The sequence below is a fragment of the Stenotrophomonas sp. PvP093 genome, assembly GCF_017876915.1.
GTDB classification, from domain to species: domain Bacteria; phylum Pseudomonadota; class Gammaproteobacteria; order Xanthomonadales; family Xanthomonadaceae; genus Stenotrophomonas; species Stenotrophomonas muris.
Map to the genome: position 1 here is coordinate 3,535,477 of NZ_JAGIOX010000004.1, position 18,610 is coordinate 3,554,086.

At 67.8% G+C, this 18,610-nt stretch carries 21 protein-coding genes; 9 read left to right on the plus strand and 12 right to left on the minus strand.

Annotation, left to right across the window (positions count from 1 at the left end; genetic code table 11):
• Positions 1-84: 84 nt before the first annotated feature.
• Entirely contained in the window at positions 85-1,452 is a 1,368-nt protein-coding gene (locus J3A72_RS19105; RefSeq protein ID WP_014646333.1) for an SLC13 family permease, read from the plus strand.
• 56 nt (positions 1,453-1,508) lie between these two features.
• Positions 1,509-2,228, plus strand: a complete 720-nt coding sequence (locus J3A72_RS19110) for a GntR family transcriptional regulator (RefSeq protein ID WP_049441166.1) — start codon at positions 1,509-1,511, stop codon at positions 2,226-2,228.
• 294 nt (positions 2,229-2,522) lie between these two features.
• Here the strand turns inward: J3A72_RS19110 and J3A72_RS19115 are convergent, their stop codons facing one another.
• Positions 2,523-2,846, minus strand: a complete 324-nt coding sequence (locus J3A72_RS19115; RefSeq protein ID WP_049441165.1) for a hypothetical protein — start codon at positions 2,844-2,846, stop codon at positions 2,523-2,525.
• Between the two features lie 153 nt (positions 2,847-2,999).
• On the opposite strand from J3A72_RS19115, the gene J3A72_RS19120 reads away from it, so the two are divergent.
• Entirely contained in the window at positions 3,000-3,947 is a 948-nt protein-coding gene (locus J3A72_RS19120) for a nucleoside hydrolase (protein ID WP_075076135.1), read from the plus strand.
• Positions 3,948-3,951: 4 nt separating this feature from the next.
• Here J3A72_RS19120 and J3A72_RS19125 read toward each other — a convergent pair whose 3' ends face one another.
• From J3A72_RS19125 to J3A72_RS19150, 6 genes are all read right to left on the minus strand, one after another.
• The gene (locus tag J3A72_RS19125) at positions 3,952-5,211 is read right to left on the minus strand and encodes an MFS transporter (RefSeq protein WP_075076132.1); all 1,260 of its coding nucleotides are present in this window, start codon (positions 5,209-5,211) and stop codon (positions 3,952-3,954) included.
• Between the two features lie 78 nt (positions 5,212-5,289).
• Entirely contained in the window at positions 5,290-6,303 is a 1,014-nt protein-coding gene (locus J3A72_RS19130; protein WP_075076133.1) for a hypothetical protein, read from the minus strand.
• 125 nt (positions 6,304-6,428) lie between these two features.
• Positions 6,429-7,742, minus strand: a complete 1,314-nt coding sequence (locus J3A72_RS19135; RefSeq protein WP_032960782.1) for a HAMP domain-containing sensor histidine kinase — start codon at positions 7,740-7,742, stop codon at positions 6,429-6,431.
• Positions 7,739-8,479 carry a response regulator gene (locus tag J3A72_RS19140; protein ID WP_032960784.1) on the minus strand — a complete coding sequence of 247 codons (741 nt, stop codon included), beginning with the start codon at positions 8,477-8,479 and terminating at the stop codon, positions 7,739-7,741. Before J3A72_RS19140 ends, J3A72_RS19135 begins: the two co-directional genes overlap by 4 nt.
• 57 nt (positions 8,480-8,536) lie before the next feature.
• Positions 8,537-9,082, minus strand: a complete 546-nt coding sequence (locus J3A72_RS19145; protein ID WP_014646325.1) for a redoxin family protein — start codon at positions 9,080-9,082, stop codon at positions 8,537-8,539.
• 3 nt (positions 9,083-9,085) lie between these two features.
• Positions 9,086-9,877, minus strand: coding sequence for an alpha/beta hydrolase (locus tag J3A72_RS19150; protein WP_014646324.1), 792 nt, complete (start codon positions 9,875-9,877; stop codon positions 9,086-9,088).
• A 342-nt stretch (positions 9,878-10,219) separates the two neighbouring features.
• Between J3A72_RS19150 and J3A72_RS19155 the strand changes: the two genes are divergently transcribed.
• The 5 genes from J3A72_RS19155 (at position 10,220) to J3A72_RS19175 (ending at position 13,752) form a co-directional block, all read left to right on the plus strand.
• Entirely contained in the window at positions 10,220-10,864 is a 645-nt protein-coding gene (locus tag J3A72_RS19155) for a DoxX family protein (RefSeq protein WP_046429441.1), read from the plus strand.
• A gap of 95 nt (positions 10,865-10,959) precedes the next feature.
• Positions 10,960-11,436 (plus strand): EF-hand domain-containing protein, encoded by a 477-nt coding sequence (locus tag J3A72_RS19160; protein ID WP_014646322.1) that lies wholly within the window; start codon positions 10,960-10,962, stop codon positions 11,434-11,436.
• Positions 11,437-11,490: 54 nt separating this feature from the next.
• A complete protein-coding gene (locus J3A72_RS19165; protein WP_053494608.1) occupies positions 11,491-12,336 on the plus strand; it encodes a DUF692 domain-containing protein in 846 nt (281 codons plus the stop codon).
• The gene (locus tag J3A72_RS19170) at positions 12,329-13,063 is read left to right on the plus strand and encodes a putative DNA-binding domain-containing protein (protein WP_032960795.1); all 735 of its coding nucleotides are present in this window, start codon (positions 12,329-12,331) and stop codon (positions 13,061-13,063) included. The genes J3A72_RS19165 and J3A72_RS19170 overlap by 8 nt, the downstream gene beginning before the upstream one ends.
• 50 nt (positions 13,064-13,113) lie before the next feature.
• Positions 13,114-13,752 carry a ferric reductase-like transmembrane domain-containing protein gene (locus tag J3A72_RS19175; protein WP_014646319.1) on the plus strand — a complete coding sequence of 213 codons (639 nt, stop codon included), beginning with the start codon at positions 13,114-13,116 and terminating at the stop codon, positions 13,750-13,752.
• 55 nt (positions 13,753-13,807) lie between these two features.
• Here the strand turns inward: J3A72_RS19175 and J3A72_RS19180 are convergent, their stop codons facing one another.
• The 5 genes from J3A72_RS19180 to J3A72_RS19200 all read right to left on the minus strand — a co-directional run bounded on the left by J3A72_RS19180 (position 13,808) and on the right by J3A72_RS19200 (position 18,132).
• Entirely contained in the window at positions 13,808-14,944 is a 1,137-nt protein-coding gene (locus tag J3A72_RS19180) for a metallophosphoesterase (protein WP_032960797.1), read from the minus strand.
• Positions 14,945-15,064: 120 nt separating this feature from the next.
• Positions 15,065-16,606: a TerC family protein gene (locus J3A72_RS19185; RefSeq protein ID WP_032960799.1), complete on the minus strand. Its 1,542-nt coding sequence runs from the start codon at positions 16,604-16,606 to the stop codon at positions 15,065-15,067.
• A gap of 43 nt (positions 16,607-16,649) precedes the next feature.
• On the minus strand, positions 16,650-16,874 hold the full coding sequence (locus J3A72_RS19190; protein ID WP_012479411.1) for a helix-turn-helix transcriptional regulator: 225 nt from the start codon (positions 16,872-16,874) through the stop codon (positions 16,650-16,652).
• Positions 16,874-17,341 carry a DUF2975 domain-containing protein gene (locus J3A72_RS19195; RefSeq protein WP_041864087.1) on the minus strand — a complete coding sequence of 156 codons (468 nt, stop codon included), beginning with the start codon at positions 17,339-17,341 and terminating at the stop codon, positions 16,874-16,876. The genes J3A72_RS19190 and J3A72_RS19195 overlap by 1 nt, the downstream gene beginning before the upstream one ends.
• A 209-nt stretch (positions 17,342-17,550) precedes the next feature.
• Positions 17,551-18,132 (minus strand): hypothetical protein, encoded by a 582-nt coding sequence (locus tag J3A72_RS19200; protein ID WP_049441141.1) that lies wholly within the window; start codon positions 18,130-18,132, stop codon positions 17,551-17,553.
• Between the two features lie 145 nt (positions 18,133-18,277).
• Between J3A72_RS19200 and J3A72_RS19205 the strand changes: the two genes are divergently transcribed.
• Entirely contained in the window at positions 18,278-18,589 is a 312-nt protein-coding gene (locus J3A72_RS19205) for a metalloregulator ArsR/SmtB family transcription factor (RefSeq protein WP_004147836.1), read from the plus strand.
• The last annotated feature ends 21 nt before the right edge of the window (positions 18,590-18,610 follow it).

The following is an 18,610-nucleotide window of genomic DNA, read 5'->3' on the forward strand; positions in this document are numbered from 1 at the left end:
CACGCAACACGCCGTACGTCGCCTTACCCCGGGATGGCGGGTCTCCATCCGCGCTGTACGTGAGTCACGTGTCTGGGAGGGCGCATGAGTCCACAAATCGCAACGATCATCGGTCTGGTGATCATGTTCATCGTCGCCACCGCGATGCCAATCAACATGGGTGCCGTCGCTTTCGCGCTGGCCTTCATCATCGGCGGGCTGTGGGTCGACATGGGCGGCAAGGAGGTCCTGGCCGGCTTTCCCGGCGATCTGTTCCTGACCCTGGTCGGCATCACCTACCTGTTCGCCATCGCGCAGAAGAACGGCACCATCGACCTGCTGGTGCACTGGGCAGTGAAAGCGGTGCGCGGCCATATCGTGGCCATTCCGTGGGTGATGTTCGTGATCACCGCGGTCCTCACCGCGTTCGGCGCTCTGGGCCCGGCCGCGGTCGCGATCATCGGCCCGGTCGCCCTGCGCTTTGCCAAGCAGTACAACATCAATCCACTGATGATGGGCCTGCTGGTCATCCATGGTGCGCAGGCCGGCGGCTTCTCGCCCATCAGCGTGTACGGCAGCATCACCAATGGCGTGGTGCAGAAAGCCGGGCTGGAAGTGACCGAGATGGCGGTGTTCCTGACCAGCCTGGGCTTCAACTTCATGATGGCGACGATCTGCTTCTTCGCCTTCGGTGGCATCGCCCTGCTGCGTCGCGGTTCGATCACGGCAGCGGGAACGATCGGCAATGCCGAGCTGGCGATGGCCGGTGGCCCGCAGGCATCCTCGCGCCAGTTCGCGATCGAAGGCCATGGCGCGCTGGTCGCGGCGGGCGGCGGCACCCTGTCCAACGATCCGGCGGCACTGGATGAGGTCAGCCTGACCCGCGAGCGGTTGTTCACCCTGATCGGCCTGCTCGGCCTGGGCGTGGCCGCGCTGATCTACAACCTCAACGTCGGCCTGGTCTCGATCACCGTGGCTGTCGCGCTGGCACTGCTGTCGCCACAAAGCCAGAAGGGCGCGGTCGATGGCATCAGCTGGTCCACCGTGCTGCTGATCTGCGGTGTGGTGACCTACATCGGCGTGCTGGAACATGCCGGCGCGGTGGACTTCATCGGCAATGGCGTGTCCGACATCGGCATCCCGCTGCTGGGTGCACTGCTGGTCTGCTACGTGGGTGGCATCGTCTCTGCATTCGCCTCGTCGGCCGCGGTGCTCGGCGCAACGATTCCATTGGCCGTGCCGTTCCTGATGCAGGGTCACCTCAGCGCCGCTGGCGTGATCTGCGCGCTGGCGGTGTCGTCCACCATCGTCGATGTCAGCCCGTTCTCCACCAATGGCGCACTGGTGGTGGCTTCGGCAGCCAAGGAAGAGCGCGAGAGCCTGTTCCGTCGCTTCCTGGTGTACAGCGGTCTGGTGGTGGCGCTGGGGCCGTTGCTGGCCTGGCTGGTGTTCGTGGTGCCGGGCTGGATGTAACCGCCATCGGGTCGTGCCGGCCGCTGGCCGGCGCGACCTGGCGTTACACTCTGCGCATGGCCATTGCCCCTGCCCCGCGGTCACCGAAGAAGCGCGCGCCTCTGTACGAAGAGGTGGCCGAACACGTGCGCGAGCGCATCTATGACTACCGGTTGCCGCCGGGCGAGTGGATCGACGAGCCCGCGCTGTGCGAGGAACTGGGTATCAGCCGTACGCCCCTGCGCGAGGCGTTGAAGCTGCTGGCAGCCGAAGGCCTGGTGCAGATCGATGCCGGTCGTGGCAGCCGGGTCACCCGGCTGACGCTGGAAGACCTCAACCAGCTGTTCCCGGTGATGGCCATGCTGGAAGGCCGTTGCGCACACGAGGCGGTGAGGCACATCGACGATGCCGGCGTGCAACAGCTGGAGGCCCTGCATGCGGCGATGGAAGCGGCGGCGGCCGAGGGCAACATCGCCGAGTACTACCGCAACAACTACCTGATCCACGAAACCGTGCAGCATTACGCCGGCAACCCGTGGCTGATCCGCATCACCCACGACCTGCACCGCATCCTGAAGATGCATCGCGGCCGCCAGCTGCTGACCCCAGGGCGCACCGCGCAATCGCTGGCCGAGCACCGCGAGCTGATGGAGTGCTTCCGCCGCCGCGACGCGCAGGCCGCCGAACGCACCATGGAACGCCATCTGCTCAGCCAGGGCCAGGCCCTGGCCGCCTATGTGGCGGCAGGCGGGCTGTTGAACGTGCCGGCGCCCTTGCCGACCGAAGGCGGCGGCTGAGCGGATGTGGTTGCCGGCCAGCGGCCGGCACTACCGGGACGTGCCCTTGGTTGGACTGTTGAACGTGCCGTGGGCGCTTGCCCGCCGAAGGCGGCGGCTGAGCGGATTTGGTTGCCGGCCAGCGGCCGGCACTACCGGGACGTGACCTTGGTTGGGCTGCTGAACGTGCCGTGGCCGCTTGCCCGCCGAAGGCGGCGGCTGAGGGGAAGAGGTTGCCGGCCAGTGGCCGGCACTACCGGGACGTGACCTCGGCGGGTTAGTGCCGGCCGCTGGCCGGCATCCCGAAACGTCTGATCAATCGCCACCGCAGCTGCCGCCGTCCCCCCCACCACCATCACTGCTGCAGTCGGAGCTGCTGTAGCTGTGATGGCTGTGGCTGTCACCGGAATAGCCAACGGAGGTGTCATGGCTTGCGCCGCCATCCCCCCGGCTGCCTGAGCCATCGGCCGTGGCCACTGCCAGGCACAGGATGGCGCCGACCAGCGGCAGCAGCCAGACCAGCAGCAGCTGCACCGCGCGGCCACCCGCCGACAGGCCATCACGCCTGACGATCACCACGGTAGCCGCCACGTTCAGGCCCAGCACCAGCAGGACCAGCAGAAGGGCAACGATCAACATTCGGCGGCTCCATGCCTGGACTGGAGGGCATTATGGGCCTGCCAGCCCGGCAATGGCCCTGCCCGTCATGAAGATGGGACAATGCAGGGCGCGCCGGCCTGCTTCCAGGCCGCCGGCGCCCCCCGCACCACACGGAAGAAGAAGAACAACAACATGCTGAAAGTCATTTTCGATACCGACCCGGGCGTCGACGACGCCCTGGCCCTGCTGTACCTGCACAAGCACGCCCAGATTGACCTGATCGGCGTCACCACCACCTTCGGCAATGCCTCGGTGGAGTCGACCACGCACAACGCGCTGTACCTGAAGCAGGCCTGGGGCTTCGCCGCCCCGGTCGCGCGCGGTGCCGGTGGCCCGCTGCAGCCGGAAGCCACCCCGGAAGCCTGGCCGGTGCACATCCACGGCCACAACGGCCTGGGCAACCACCCGGTGCCGACCGAACTGGACGTGGCCGCCGACGCGCGCCCCGCTCACCAGCTGATCATCGACCTGGTCCGCGCCCATCCGGGCGAAGTGACCCTGGTCGCGGTCGGCCGCATGACCAACCTCGCGCTGGCCTTGCAGCAGGCCCCGGACATCGCCGGCCTGGTGCGCGGCGTGGTGATCATGGGCGGCGCGTTCCACGTCAACGGCAACATCACCCCGGCCGCCGAAGCCAACATCTGGGGCGATGCCGAAGCGGCCGACGTGGTGTTCACCGCCAGCTGGCCGGTGACCGCCATCGGCCTGGACGTGACCACCCGCGTGGAAATGGACCGTGACGGCCTGGATAAGCTGGCAGCGATCGGCGGTACCGACGCCGAGCTGGTGCGTGCGCTGTCGCAGGATTACGTGGACTTCTACCTGCAGGCCGGCCACAAGGGCATGGTCGTGCATGACTGCTGCGCCTGCATCGCGCTGACCCGCCCGGAGCTGTTCCAGTTCGAGCGCGCCAGCGTGCGCGTGGCCACCGACGGTGTTGCCCGCGGCATGACCATTCCCAAGCCGGAAGGCATGGCATTCGGTCCCAGCGTGTGGGACGGCCACGTGGTGCAGTCGATCGCCATCGGCGTGGATGCGGCCGCGGTACTGGCCGACATCGAGCAGACCCTCAAGGTCTGACCCGCTAGCGCTTGGCCCTGCCCGGGACCGTCTCGGGCAGGGTCCACAGCACCGGCAGCACCAGCACCGCCACCAGCGCGATCATCGCGCCTGGCGCTGCTGCCCAGCCGCTGCGCTCCACCCACCATTGCGCCAGCCATGGCGTTGCCCCGCCGAAGAAGGCCGTGGCCATGGTCACCCCCAGTGCCAGCCCACTCACCCGCCCTTCGCCGGGGAACTGCTCGGCCGTGGCCGGGGCCGCGACCGCGCTCACGCCGCCGGCCACGCAGGCCAGCAGCACCGCCGCCAGCGCAATGCCCAACGGCGGCGCCTGTGCCATCCAGGCGAACAGGGACAGCGGCAACAACGCTGCCAGCAGGGTCAGGCCCAGCAGCATCGGCCGCCGCCCGACGCGGTCGGACAATGCGCCACACAGCGGCGTGATCGCAATCACTGCGACCGCCGCAATTGTCGAAAGCCACAGTGCATCGCCCTCATCGTGGCCCTGCGCGTGCAGGAACGCAGGCACATAGGTGATGCCCACGTAGTAGGTGATCGATCCCAAGGCCGAGATCGCGAAGGTGCGCGCCACCGCCAGCGGGTGGTGCTGCAGCACATGCCGCAGCGGCGTGGCAGGAATGCTGCCTTCGCGGCGCTGGCGTTCGAACTCAGGCGATTCGTGCATGCCCGAGCGCGCGACCAGGATCACCAGTGCCAGCGCAGCGCCGACGAAGAACGGAATACGCCAGCCCCAGCTGTCCAGCTGCGCGGGCGCGAGCAGCGCCACGGTGACCGCCGAGATCGCTACCGCCAGCAGTGCGCCTACTTCACTGGCGGCCGAGGCCAGCGAGGTCACCAGGCCACGCCGCCGCGCCGGTGCGCTTTCCAGCAGGTACGCCACCACGCCGGTGTACTCACCGCCCACCGAAAACGCCATCACGCAGCGCAATACCAGCAGTAGCACGCCCGCCGTGGTACCTGCGGTGGCCGCGGTTGGCAGCAACGCAGTGGCCAGCATCGCCGCCGCCATCAACGCCATCGAAGCCAGCAGCATCCAGCGCCGGCCCAGGCGGTCGCCCAGGTGGCCGAAGCACAGCGCGCCCAGCGGGCGCATCAGGTAGGACACCGCGAAGCCGGCCAGGGTGACCAGCAGCGCCTGTTCGCCGCCGCCGAAGAACACCCGCGACAACACCGTGGCGAAATACAGGTACAGGGTGAAGTCGTACCACTCCACTACCGTGGACAGGCCCGCCACCCACATCGAGCGCTGCCGCGCCGCGGTCATTGCGTGTTCGCCTTCAACAGCCTCGGTCCCGGTTGCGCAGGTTCGGGGCAGGATGTCATGGCCCGGGTGAAATACCGGTCATCGGCCATCCGCTGCCTGCATGTACTGGGTTTCATGGCCGGTGAAGCGCTCACCGTCAAAACCGAAGCAGAAGCGCCCTTCCTCGAACACGCGGTAGACCAGCAACGCGCCATCGAGGCAGAACTGCGGCTGGTCCACGCCCGTCTCCAGTGTCCCGTAGCCGGTAGCATCACCGCCCTTTCCCGCCGGCCCGGTGAAGGCATCGAACGGCAGTGGCGTCGCCCTGCCCGTGCGGGTATCGACCAGCACCAGCGTGCGCTGGAAATACTCCGGACGATCATCGACCTGTACCAGCAGGTAGTGCCGGTTGAAATTGGGTTTCTGATGCTGGAGGGCATCTTCGATGGCTGCGCGGTGCCGCGCATCGCAGAAGTCGACCGGGCTGTAGCGGTAACTGCAACCGTCGTGGTCGTAGGGCAGGTTCATGCCGGAATAGCTGATGCTTCCCTCGCTGTCCACGTCGTGGCCCAGTTCCGGGGTGCTGCACAGCAGCCACGAACGCTGCGCATCTTCGGGATCGGCCATCAGCTTCGGCTCGCGGCCCGCCTCGTAAGCCGCATCACCCGGGAAGTCCTGGCCGAAACGCTGGCGGACGATGGGACGTGCCTTCTCCAGCGGCAGGCCGATCCTGGCCCCACGGAACGAAACGAATGTCATCGTCGGCAGGATCACCTCTTCCACCGGCAGCCCCTTCCACTGCCCCTGCACGCAGAACGTGGCGATCTCGTTCTCCACGTCTTCCTTGCAGGGCTTCGGCGCGTTCGCCGCCAACCAGGGATGGGCCGGGCGCCCGGTCTGCTGATCGATGTACCAGCCGTCCAGCGCGCAGGTCGGCAAGGCGTCGAGCAGCGGAGAGAGATCTGTTGCGGTGGCCGGGGCGGCAGGCGGCGTGCCCGCTGCGGGTGGGTCGGTCGGTGCGTCCGGTGTGCGCTGGCAGGCCGCCAGCGCGAGCAGACCGACCAGCAGCGCGACGTGGCGCGGGCGCTGGATTGAATGCTGCGTTCCCTGCATTGCGTGCTTCCTGGTTTCGACACTCCCTGCAGATGATCGCCGATCCCAAGGCCGTGCAGGAACGTCACAGATCCCACATCGGGGTCAGAGCCCTTCGCTCCCGCAAAGGGATCCGACCCCGCCCGTTACCCCGGCAGCTGCAGCTCAGCCATCAGCCCGCCACCCTCGCGGTTGCGCAACCGCAGCGAGCCGCCCAGCGACTGCGCCAGTTGCACCGCGATGGCCAGTCCCAGGCCAGTGCCACCGGTATCGCGATTGCGCGAGCTTTCCAGCCGATGGAACGGCGCCAGCACTGCCTGCAGCTGGTCCTCGGGGATGCCCGGGCCTCGGTCGGAAATTCCGATCCATACCCTTCCGGCCTCGTCACGGCCGGCCTCGATCTCGGCAGCGCCGGCGTAGCGGAGTGCATTGTCGACCAGATTGCCGACCACCCGTCGCAGCAGCTGCGGCCAGGTCTGCACGACCAGTCCAGCGGGCGCACCGCCACTGACCGGCTTGCCCATGTCCTCGTAATCGCCGACCACACTGGCCAGGAACGCGCCCAGGTCCATCGACACCGGCGCGCCACTGGCGACGTGGCTGCTGCGCGCATAGGCCACACCCTCGCGCACCAGTTGCCCAAGGTGATCGAGGTCGGCCAGCAGCCGCTGCTGGGTGCTGTCTTCAGGCAGGGTCTCCACCCGGAGCTTCATGCGCGTGATGGGGGTCTGCAGGTCATGCGAGATCGCGGCCAGGATCTGCAGGCGTTCACTGACATGGCCACGAATGCGTGCCTGCAGTGCGTTGAGCGCGGCTGCTGCGCCGCCCACTTCCGCCGGGCCATCTTCAGGCAGTGCAGGCCCGTCCTTGCCCGGCTGCAGATGCTCCACCGCATGCGACAACTGCTGCAGCGGGCGCATGGCCAGGCGCACCGCCAGCCACGCGCACACCAGCAGCAGCGCCAGCTGCACCAGCAGCACGGCGGGCAGCCAGCGCGCCAGCGGCAGGCCCGACGGGGTGACTTCAATGGTCAAGGGAGTGCCGTCGTGCAGGCGCAGTTCCACCTCGAACCGCTCCGGCAGGCGAGCCACCTGGCGCGCCTGCAACGGATAGCGGTGCTGCAGGCTGTCATCGATGATCGCCGTGACCTGGCGTGCACGATCGGTCTGCAGCCCCGGTCCGGCCGCGGCCGGGCGCAGCAGGTAACGGTAGGTGCGCCGCTCCAGCCGCGGCACCCAGGCATCGCGCTGGTCCGCGGGCAGGTGCTCCAGCAGCGCGACACTCACGGCCACGTCTTCGTCCAGGTTGCGCAGCATCATGCTGCGGGTGGACTGGTAGCGTTCGAAGAACAGCAGGCCGAAAGACAGTGCGTGGGCCAGCGCCAGTCCGCCCAGCAGCACCAGCAGCAGCCGCGCCGACAGCGTGCGCGGCCAGCGTGGGCGGCGTGCGGTGGCGTTCATTCGTCCGGCCCCAGCAACTGCACCGGCACGCTGAACACATAGCCTTCGCTGCGCACGGTCTTGATGTAGGTCGGCTCGCGTGCGTCGTCACCCAAGCGCTGCCGCACGCGGCTGACCAGCAGGTCGATCGAGCGGTCAAACAGTTCGGCATCGCGGCCCTGCGTGAGGCTGAGCAGCTGGTCGCGGCTAAGCACCCGATTGGCGTGATCGAGGAATACGCGCAACAGGCGGAATTCGGCGCCACTGAGTGGATACGCGGTGTCCTGTGCATCCAGCAGATGGCGTGCGGTGGTGTCCAGGCGCCACTCGCCGAAGGCCAGCTGGCGACCGGCTTCGCTCACCTGCAGGTTCGGCGGCAACATCCGGGTGCGGCGGATCACCGCATTGATGCGTGCCAGCAGTTCGCGCGAAGAGAAGGGCTTGGTCACGTAGTCATCAGCGCCCATTTCCAGGCCGATGATGCGGTCGGTTTCGTCGTCGCGGGCGGTCAGCAGCACCACCGGCACCGCACGATGCTTGCCGGCGCGCAGGTTGCGGCACAGGCTCAGTCCGTCCTCGCCCGGCATCATCACGTCCAGCACGACCAGATCCACGGCATGGGTATCCATCAGCGCGCGCATGGCCCGGCCACCGTCGGCCTGGCTCACGCGCAGGCCGTTGCGTTGCAGGTAATCGGCCAGCATCTGGCGGATCTCGCTGTCATCGTCGACGACCAGGATGTGCGGTACGTGGTTCATTGCGTTCTCGATGAGGACGAAGGTCAAGGCCGCGCGGTGCGGCCATGGTAGCGCGGCTCAGGGGTTGGCCAGCAAGCGCTGGATCTCGCTTTCGGTACGTGCGTAGTCGCCCTCGCCGTAATGGCGGTAGACCACCCGCCCCTGCCGGTCGAGCAGGTACAGTGCGGGCCAGAAGCGGTTGCCCCAGGCGTTCCAGATCCGGTACTGGTTGTCCTGCACCACCGGCCAGGCGATGTCCAACCGTGCGATGGCCTTGCGCACGTTGCCAGGCAGCCCTTCATAGGCGAACTCCGGCGTATGCACGCCGATCACCCTCAGGCCCTGCGACGCGTAGCGCGCATGCCACTGGTGGACATACGGTGCCACGTTGAGGCAGTTGCTGCAGGTGTAGGTCCAGAACTCGACCAGCACCACCTTCCCCCGCAACTGCTCCAGTGTGAGCGGCGGGCTGTTGTGCCAGGGCCCGCCACCGTCGAACCCGGCGGCGGGAACGGCCTGTGCCGGCTGCGCATCGGCCTCCGGGCTGGGCCAGGCCATCAACAGCGCAGCCCCACCCAGCACGCCCATCAGCAACGGCAGCACGTACGCACGCAGGCCGGCCATCGCTCAGCCCCCCTGCTCGGCCAGTGGCAGTTCCGCCGGCTTCACCCCCGCCGCTTCCAGGATACTGTCGGCCACCTGCGCCGGATGCGAAAGCAGCGACACATGGCTGCTGCCGATCGATTGCAGCTGCGCGCCAATGCGCTTTGCGGTGGCGGCCTGCAGCTGCGGCGACAGCATGCGATCGTCACGGCTGAGCACGTACCAGCTCGGCTTGCTGCGCCACGCCGCAACGTTCACTACTTCGCCCAGCGCGCTGGCCTTCAACGGGACCTGCGTGCTGTACAGCAGTGCGGCCGACTTCTTCATCACGTCCGGCGCGAAGTCCTGGGCGACAGCGTCAGCCGGCAACGTCAGGTAGCCGTCCCTTTCCTGCAGGCGGGCCAGGCCCGGACCGACCGGGAAGCCTTCGCCCTGTTGCGCCGATGATTGCCCTGCATCCGGTGCGAACGCCGCCACATACACCAGCGCCTGCACCTTCGGGTCATTGCCCGCTTCGGTGATGACCGTGCCACCCCAGCTGTGGCCGACCAGCACCACCTTGCCAGGCGCAGCGGCAATCGCACGACGGGTGGCGGCGACGTCGTCGGCCAACGAGGTGAGCGGATTCTGCACGGCCACCGCCGGCAGCTTCCAGTCATGCAGGGTGCTGATGACCTTGCTCCAGCTGGAGCCATCAGCGAACGCGCCGTGCACCAGGATGACGGTGGGCGGTGCAGCGGTATCGGCCCGGGCAGCGAAGGCAGGGGCGGCGGCGGCAAGGGCGAGAGCGGCGGCCAGCAAGCAGGTACGGATCATGGGGGGCACTCCGGAGTTGGGAGTGGCCATTTCCGCCTGCCGGTGTATCGGCGCTGTTTCTCCGCAGCGCGGAGTTGTACCGGACTGTAGGGCGCAGGCGGGTTTCTACAGTGGGATACATTCGCGCGCCGGTCCTGGCCGGGCGCTTTCGGGTGGATATCGCTGCCCGCACGCGGGCGCGCAACGCCCCGATGCGCATCCGCGCATCGTCTTTGTATCTGACTGTACGAAACCCCGGCCGCGGCCACAGTCGCTGACAAAACCCCGGGCAACGGCACACGTTGCCGATACCTGCGCCGCCTGGAATGGCTTCCATCGACCACTGGCCCGCAGGACACCACCATGATCAGCACCGCTTCTTCCGTGTATACGCCCCGCCTGGACGCCGTCGGCCGCTGGCTCTCGCCGTTGGCGCTGCGCACCCTGCTGGCCTGGGAGTTCTTTGAATCCGGCCGCGAGAAGCTGGGCGGCCAGAACTGGTTCGCCGACCTGGAAGGCCGCTTCCCGTTCCCGTTCTCCACACTGCCCGCGTCGCTGAACTGGCAGCTGGCCACGTGGCTGGAACTGGTGGGTGCGGTGATGCTGCTGCTCGGCCTGGCCACGCGCTCGGTGGCCTACGTCTTCTGGGTACTCACCATCGTTGCCATCGCCGCCGTGCACTGGCCCGACCAATGGAACGGCCTGGGTGAACTCTGGCAGGGCTATGCGATCACCGACCAGGGCTACGGCAACTTCAAGCTGCCGTTGCTGTTCCTGGCCATGCTGCTGCCACTGATCCTCAACGGCGGTGGCGCACTCAGCGTGGACCGGCTGCTGGCCGGGTCCGGCCGTGCCACGGCACGCAATGACGGCCTGGGTTGGGGCGTCAGCCTGATCGCCCTGCTGCTGCCGGTTGCCGCGCTGTTGCCCGGCATCGGCTTCGGCGGTGCCCTGCTCGGCGGTGTGCTGCTGCTGGGCCATCTGCTGCGCTGTCGCCGCGCCGCCTGAGCCGACTCCCCTGTTCCCGCGCGTTTCGCTTTCCGTCGCCTCTTCGGCGGCGTCCATCCCGCACGCCCCGCGTGCTTTCCCAAGGAGTCACCACCATGTCCATCTCGACCAAGAACACCTCTTCCTCCCGCCTGCCGCGCATCGGTGCCATCGGCATCGCCCTGGCCGGTGGCCTGCTGCTGGCCGGCCAGGCCGCGGCGATCCAGCCGCTGGCGATCAGCGCGGTGGCCATGAGCGCCGCCGCCGAAGGCAAGTGCGGTGAAGGCAAGTGCGGGGCCAACAAGGCCACCACCGGCAAGCCCGCCGGCAAGGCCAAGGTGGCCGAGGGCCAGTGTGGCGAAGGCAAGTGCGGCGACGCCTCGTTTGCCCGCACTGATCGCGACCACGACGGCAAGGTCTCGCGTGCCGAATTCAACGCTGTGGCCGCCAAGCGTGCCGCCGAGTTCGACCGCATCGACACCGACCACGACGGTTACATCAGCGAGCAGGAAGCGCACGACTACCTGCGCAGCGTCTACACCGCCAACGGCAAGCCGATGCCGAAGGGCCTGTTCTCCCGCGTTGCCGATTGATCGACGTTCACCCGGCGCCGCCTTCAAGGCGGCGCTCTCTGTGGAGCATCCGCCATGTCCCTGCCCCTGCCCACCCATGCCGCCGGTCTTGGCCTGCGCCGTGGCCTGATCGACGAACTGCTGGCCATGCCGGCCGGTGCCATCGACTTCCTCGAAGTCTCCCCCGACAACTGGATCGGCGTCGGCGGTGCACACGGCGACGCGCTGCGCCAACTCAGCGAGCGCCACCCCTTGACCTGCCACGGCCTGTCGCTGTCGCTGGGCGGTCCTGATCCGCTGGACCGCACCCTGCTGGCACAGACCCGTGCCTTCCTCGACCTGCACCAGGTGCAGCTGTACAGCGAACACCTGAGCTACTGCGCCGCCGGTGGCCATGTCTACGACCTGCTGCCACTGCCGTTCACCGCCGAGGCCGTTCACCATGTCGCCGGCCGTATCGCCCAGGTGCAGGACATGCTGGGCCGGCGCATCGCCGTGGAGAACATTTCCTACTACGCCGTTGCCGGCGCGGACATGAGCGAGATCGACTTCATCAACGCCGTGCTCGCCGAAGCCGACTGCGACCTGCTGCTGGACGTCAACAACGTCTTCGTCAATGCCTGCAACAACGGTTACGACGCCTTCGAATTCCTGGCCCACGTGCCGTCCCACCGTGTCGCCTCGCTGCACGTAGCGGGCCACTTCGATGAAGACGACGGCTTCAAGATCGATACCCATGGTGCGCCGGTGAAAGGCGTGGTCTGGGCCCTGTTGCGCGAGGCCTACATGCGGGTGGGCGTGCGTCCCACGCTGCTCGAACGCGACTTCAACTTCCCGCCGCTGGCCGGATTGCTGGCCGAGATCGCGCAGATCCGCCAGGCGCAGGCTGAGGCACGTTGGCCGGAGGTGGCCCATGGCTGAGCCGCTGGCTACCCTGCAACGGCGCTGGGCCGATCATGTGCGGGACCCTGCAAAGACCGCACCCGATGGCGTGGAGGCGCGCAGGCTGGCGGTATACCGCCGCCTGTGCATCGACAGCCTGGACACCCTGCTGGCCGGCAGCCTGCCGCGACTGCAACAGCAGTTGGGCACGTCGCGCTGGCGCGACACCGTGGCGCACTATTACGCCCGCCACACCTGCCAGACCCCGTTGTTCCCACGGATCGCCGGCGAGTTCGCGGCCTGGCTGGCAGTGCAGGACACGCTGGTACTGCCGGGCTGGGCGGCGGAACTGGCGCACTACGAGAGCACGCAGCAGTCGCTGCACATTGAAGCGCGTGGCACTGGCTGTTTGCTGCAGCGCGTACCCGAGGACAGTGATGTGCTGGCGGTTTCGCCGCTGGTGCGGGTGCTTGGGTACCGGTGGCCGGTGCATGAGGACGAGGGCCTGGAGCCGGTGCTGGGCGCAGCTCCCACGCTGCTGGTGATCCAGCGCCGCGCCGATTTCAGCCTGAAGGTCGAGCAACCGTCACCGCTGGCCTACGCGCTGCTTTCGGTCTTCGGTGACGACGGCGCGCGTGTGGATGAGGCACTGCAGGCGCTGTCCGAAACACATGACGTGGCAACGGACGCATTGCGTGCTGCCTGCGTGCCCGTTCTGGGCGAGCTGTGCACGGCGGGGGTGCTGGTTGCATTGCCTGCTTTCTGAGGTGCCGGCCAGCGGCCGGCACTACCCGCCCCCTACTTCGAGGTCTCATCATGGCTGCTTCCAACATTTCCTTCCTGCACGGCTGGCGCCTGTTCGTAGCCATCGCCGTGGTCCTGATCGCGTTCGCACTGACCGCCTTCGCCCTGTATCCCGATGCAGCCGAAGGCAGCCGCGCGGCGATCCGGCTCACCGCCCGCACATCGTTCCTGCTGTTCCTGGCGGCATTCACGGCATCCTCCTTCGCCACCCTGCTGCCCGGCCCGTTCACCCGGTTCCTGCTGCGCGAACGGCGCATCATCGGTCTGTCCTTCGCGTTCTCGCACCTGCTGCACGCAGTCGCCATCACCAGTTTCGGCATCCTCAACCCGGCGTTCTGGCCAGCACGCTCCGCGCTGGCCAACCTCCCGGGTACGGTGGGCTACATCGCCATCCTGGCGCTGGCCATCACCTCGCACCGGGGGCTCGCCAGGCGCATGGGACCCACCGCCTGGCGTCGCCTGCACGTCACCGGCATGTGGATCATCGCGGCGGTGTTCACCTACTCGTACTTCAAGCGCGTGCCCGGCAACTTCTGGTATGCGGTGCCGTCGGCGCTGCTGTTCACCGCCTTCGTGGTGCGCTGGATCGCCAAGCGGGCGCAGGCCCTGCGTCGAAGTGCGCATGCGCGGCCGCCGCTGCGGGCGGCCTGACGGGCCGGGGTCAGATCCCTTTGCCAAAGGCAAAGGGATCTGACCCCACATCAGGTCAAGGCGCGCGGCGCAGCGTGATCAGGGTGATCTCCGAAGGCACGCCGATGCGCGCCGGGAAACCGGCCCAGAGGCCCGCGCCGTTGCCCACGTACAGCGTCATCCCCTCCACGTCGTAGCGGCCGGAGACAAAGCCACCATTGGCCCGCTTCACCAGCTGGTCCATGCCGATGATCTGCCCGCCGTGGGTATGCCCGGACAGCTGCAGCTTCACCCCACGCGCCGCCGCCTCGCGTGCATTGCGCGGGCGATGGTCGAGCAGGATCACCGGTGCGGACGGATCGGCACCGGCCAGCGCAGCATCCAGATCCGGCAACGGCAGGCCATAGCGCGCCGCCACCGGATCGGTGACACCGGCGATGGTCAGCGCCGCGTCGCCGCGCCGCACCTGCATGTGGCTGTTCTCAAGCACCTGCATGCGCAGTGCGCGGAATGCCTGCATCCAGTCCTGGTACTGCGCGTAGTACTCGTGGTTGCCGGTGATGGCGATGACACCGTCCGGCGCTCGTAGATCGGCCAGAGGACGCGCGTCGTCACGGCGGGCCTCGACGCTGCCGTCGATCAGGTCGCCAGTGATCACGATCAGGTCCGGCTTCAGCGCGTTGCTCTCGTCCACCACGCTGCGCACCCAGTCGCCGGTCAGCAGGCGGCTGGCGTGGATGTCGGTCAGCTGCAGCACGCGATAGCCGTCGAACGCAGCAGGCAGATCCTTGATCGCCACGTCGATCTGCCTGGGCTGGGGCACGGCCATGCCCTGGCTGATGCCATAGCCACTCACAAGCAGCGCCAGCAGGCCGGCCAACGGCCGCAGCTTCGAGGCGCGCAGGGCCGATACGATGCGCGGCCATCGCAGCAGGCGCGAAAGCAGCAGGCCCACATCCAGCACCAGCATCAGCAACGCCAGCAGCAGCACCGCCGTGGAGCCGGTGGCCAGGACGGCGATGGCCATCTTCGGGATTTCCGGTGATGCCATCGTGCCCCAGAAGGTGGCCACGATGCGCAGCTGCACGGCCGTGGCCACCACCAGCAGCGACAGCACGACCTTCAACCCGATGGGCATGCGCAGCGGCCAGAACAGGCGCCAGGCCACATACAGGCCCATCAACAAACCGATCGTACTCAGCACTGCAACCATCCATGACAGAAAGCGGGCCCGCCATGGTGACGGCTGCGGGTCGTGTTGTGTAGAGCCGCGCCCATGCTCGGCTTCTCGACACGCAGCCGGGCATGGGCCCGGCTCTACAACAACAGGCGGTCAGGCCATTCCGTCGAGGCGCTCCACCCGCAGGCGGGCGATACGGCGCTTCTCCATTGCCAGCACGGTGATGCGCACGCCGGCCACCTCCACCGCGTCGCCGACGTCCGGCAGGCGGCCCAGCTGCTCCAGCACCAGACCCGAGATGGTCATGTAGTCGGCACTGCGGGGCAGCGACACGCCCGCCAAACGCTGCAGGTCGTCCAGGGTCAGCGCACCATCGGCCTCCCATTGATCCTCGCCCTGCGCCACCACGCCATAGCGCTCGTCCTGGGTATCGACCAGGTCACCGGCAATCGCCGCCAGCAGGTCGTTGGCGGTCACCAGGCCCTCCACGCTGCCGTACTCGTCCACCGCCACCGCCAGCGGCACCGGATGCTGGCGGATCAGTTCCAGCGCCTGCAGCGCACTGGCAGTGGACAGAACGTACTGCGGTTCGCGCAGGTTGCCCTCCAGCTGCAGTGGCTTGCCCTGCAGCAGGTCGGCCAGCACGTCCCGGCTCTGCACCACGCCACGCAGGCTGTCCAGGTCACCGTCGCCGACCAGCAGGCGCGTATGCGGCGAGGCCACCAGGCGCGCCACCACATCCTCCTGACCACGCGCCAGGTCGATCCATTGCACGTCGGCACGCACAGTCATCACGCTGGACACCGGACGATCGGCCAGGCCCAGCACGCTGCGGATCATTTCGTGCTCCGCCGGCTGCAGGCGCTCGTCGGCGTCCACCTGCTCGTCCACGCCTTCGTCCTCGTGGCCGTTCGCTGGACGCGCGCCCAGCATCCTCAGCACGGCATCGGCGGTGCGCTGGCGGAACGGCTGGCGGCGCTCGTTGCGCTCACGGTTGAAACGCACCCACTGGTTGAACGCCTCGACCAGGATCGAGAAAGCGATCGCTGCGTACAGGTAGCCCTTCGGGATCTTGTAGCCCAGGCCTTCAGCCACCAGGCTGAAGCCGATCATCAGCAGGAAGCCCAGGCACAGCACCACCACGGTGGGATGCTTGTTGACGAAGCGGGTCAGCGGCTTGCTGGCCAGCAGCATCAGCGCCATGGCGATGGTCACGGCCGCATACATCACGCCCAGGTTGTCGACCATGCCGACGGCGGTGATCACCGAGTCCAGCGAGAACACCGCGTCGAGCACCACGATCTGTGCCACCACCATCGCGAAGCTGGCATAGACCTTCTTGCCATCCTCGTGATGCGCGCGGCCTTCCAGCCGTTCGTGCAGTTCCATGGTGCCCTTGAACAGCAGGAACAGGCCACCGCCCAGCAGGATCAGGTCGCGCCCGGAGAAGCTGTGGTCGAACAAGGTCACCAGCGGCTCGGTCAACTTCATGATCCAGGCCAGCGCCGCCAGCAGCACCAGCCGCATCAGCAGTGCCAGCGCCAGGCCGATCACCCGCGCGCGGTCGCGCTGGTGCGGCGGCAGCTTGTCGGCAAGGATCGCAATGAACACCAGGTTGTCGATGCCGAGAACGATCTCCAGCACGACCAGGGTTGCAAGGCCCATCCATATCGAGGGGTCAGCCAACCATTCCATTTCAGGTCCGTTTCGTCAGTGGGTAAGGGAAAAGGGCGTCCACTCAGTCGGCATCCTGCGCCTGCGCCGGGTCATGCCCAAGCAGGTCGCCGGGCGTGCACTGCAGCTCGCGGCAGATCGCATCCAGCGTGGAAAAGCGGATGGCTCGCGCCTTGCCGGTCTTCAGGATCGACAGGTTCGCCAGGGTGATGTCGATGCGCCCGGCCAGCTCGGACAGGGTCATGCCCCGTGCCTGCAGCATGCGGTCCAGGGTGATGACGATCGCCATCAGATGACACCATCAAGGTCATCGCGCATCGCCGCGCCCACGGCGAACACGCGTGCGAGCACGAACAGCATCAGCACCGCCACCAGCCCGGTGATCGACATGCCGCCGCCCACCTCCATCCAGGTGAAATCCGGGCCCATCCAGGCCGCGTAGGCACCGATCAGGATCGACAGCAGTTCCATTGCCAGCATCAGCCAGGCCATGCGCTGCAGGCGCTGTGCATTGGCATGGGTGAACGGCCGCTCGCGCGCCGCCGACTTCAGCAGCCTCAGCAGATGGCGCAGGAACAGCAGGCACAGCACCAGCAGCGCGACGATCGCGCCCAGGCCCAGGCAGAAGTGCAGGAACAGGTCGTTGCCATGCGCGGCGGCGGCCTCGGCGTCATGCACGCTGTCGAGCAGCCAGCGGCGGTCATGGGCGACCAGGGGCACCGCCAGCAGTGCGGCCAGGATGCCCAGCCAGCACATCGCCCGGACGGCCTGTACGGCGGCCTGGGCCAGGGTGAACAAGCCTCGCGCGGGTCTGGCGCGGGCGGGACGAGCGGTCAAGCGGCCTCCGGCATTGGGGTGGCCTCGCCGCCCCAGGGTGGATTTATCGATAAACGATATAACACATCCTGCGTGAAAGGCTGAATCGCGGGCATGGTCCACCGGCTGGGCGCGGGCCCCGGCAGGCGTTACGGGGTGGGAGCCGCGGGTTCGAGCATCGCGTCCCCCGGCGTCACCGAGGCCATCGCCTGTACGCCGGCCTCGGCCGCCTGCCGCGTCACCAGCCGGAAGCGCACCTGCAGCTTGGCCTGCCCCGGCGTGGCCCAGCCGTATTGGATCGCCACCTGGTCGGCCGACAGCGGACCACGGCCCGGCAGCGAGCGCGCCTGCAATGGCTTCGGTGCCGCCTGCACCAGCCGTGCGAAGCCCTTCTGCACCACCGCCGCATCGGCCTTTTCCGCATACACCGAGCAGGTGCCATCGTCGGCCCAGCTGACCGCATAACGGCCGCTGGCCAGCGGCACCATCCAGGCCACGCCCGACTGCCCCTGCAGCAACGTTGCCGCTTCGGCAGGCTGCAGCGGTGACAGCCCGTTGGATTCCATCAGCGACTGCAACCGCGCCGGCGCGCCGATGTGCTGCATGCAGGCGGTATCGAACAACTCGCTGAAGGGATCCTGCGCCGGGGCCTTGGCCTTGGGAGCACGCGCGGGTTGCGCCACCGCCAGGGTGGGCAGCAGGGCCAAAGCCAGCCAGAACGCAGGACGCATCGGGATTCCACGCTACGGAAAACAGCAGGGAGGATGGCAAAGCCCGGGCGCGCCGCGCAATGGGTCATGGCTTGACAGTCTCATGGCTTGACAGTCTTAAGCTGCGGGAGCAACATTAATTAACGAATTAGTTAATTCCCTCGCCATGGACCGCATCTTCGAAGCCCTTGCCTCCACCGCCCGCCGGCAGATCCTGGCCTATCTCAGCGCCGGCGAGCTCAGCGCGGGCGAGCTGGCCGAGCGCTTCGACTTCAGCAAGCCGGCGTTGTCCAGCCACCTGCGCATCCTCGAGGAAGCCGGACTGATCGAACGCGAGAAGCGCGGCCAGTTCGTGTACTTCAGGCAGGTACCCGACCGTTTGGCCAACACGTTGTTCTCGTGGGCGGCCGAAGTCTGCCCGGTCGGCGGCCCGCTCAAGCGTGAAGCCCGCGCCCGCCGCAAGTCCCCCGCCCGCTGATCCGCCCCGCCAAGGAGCATG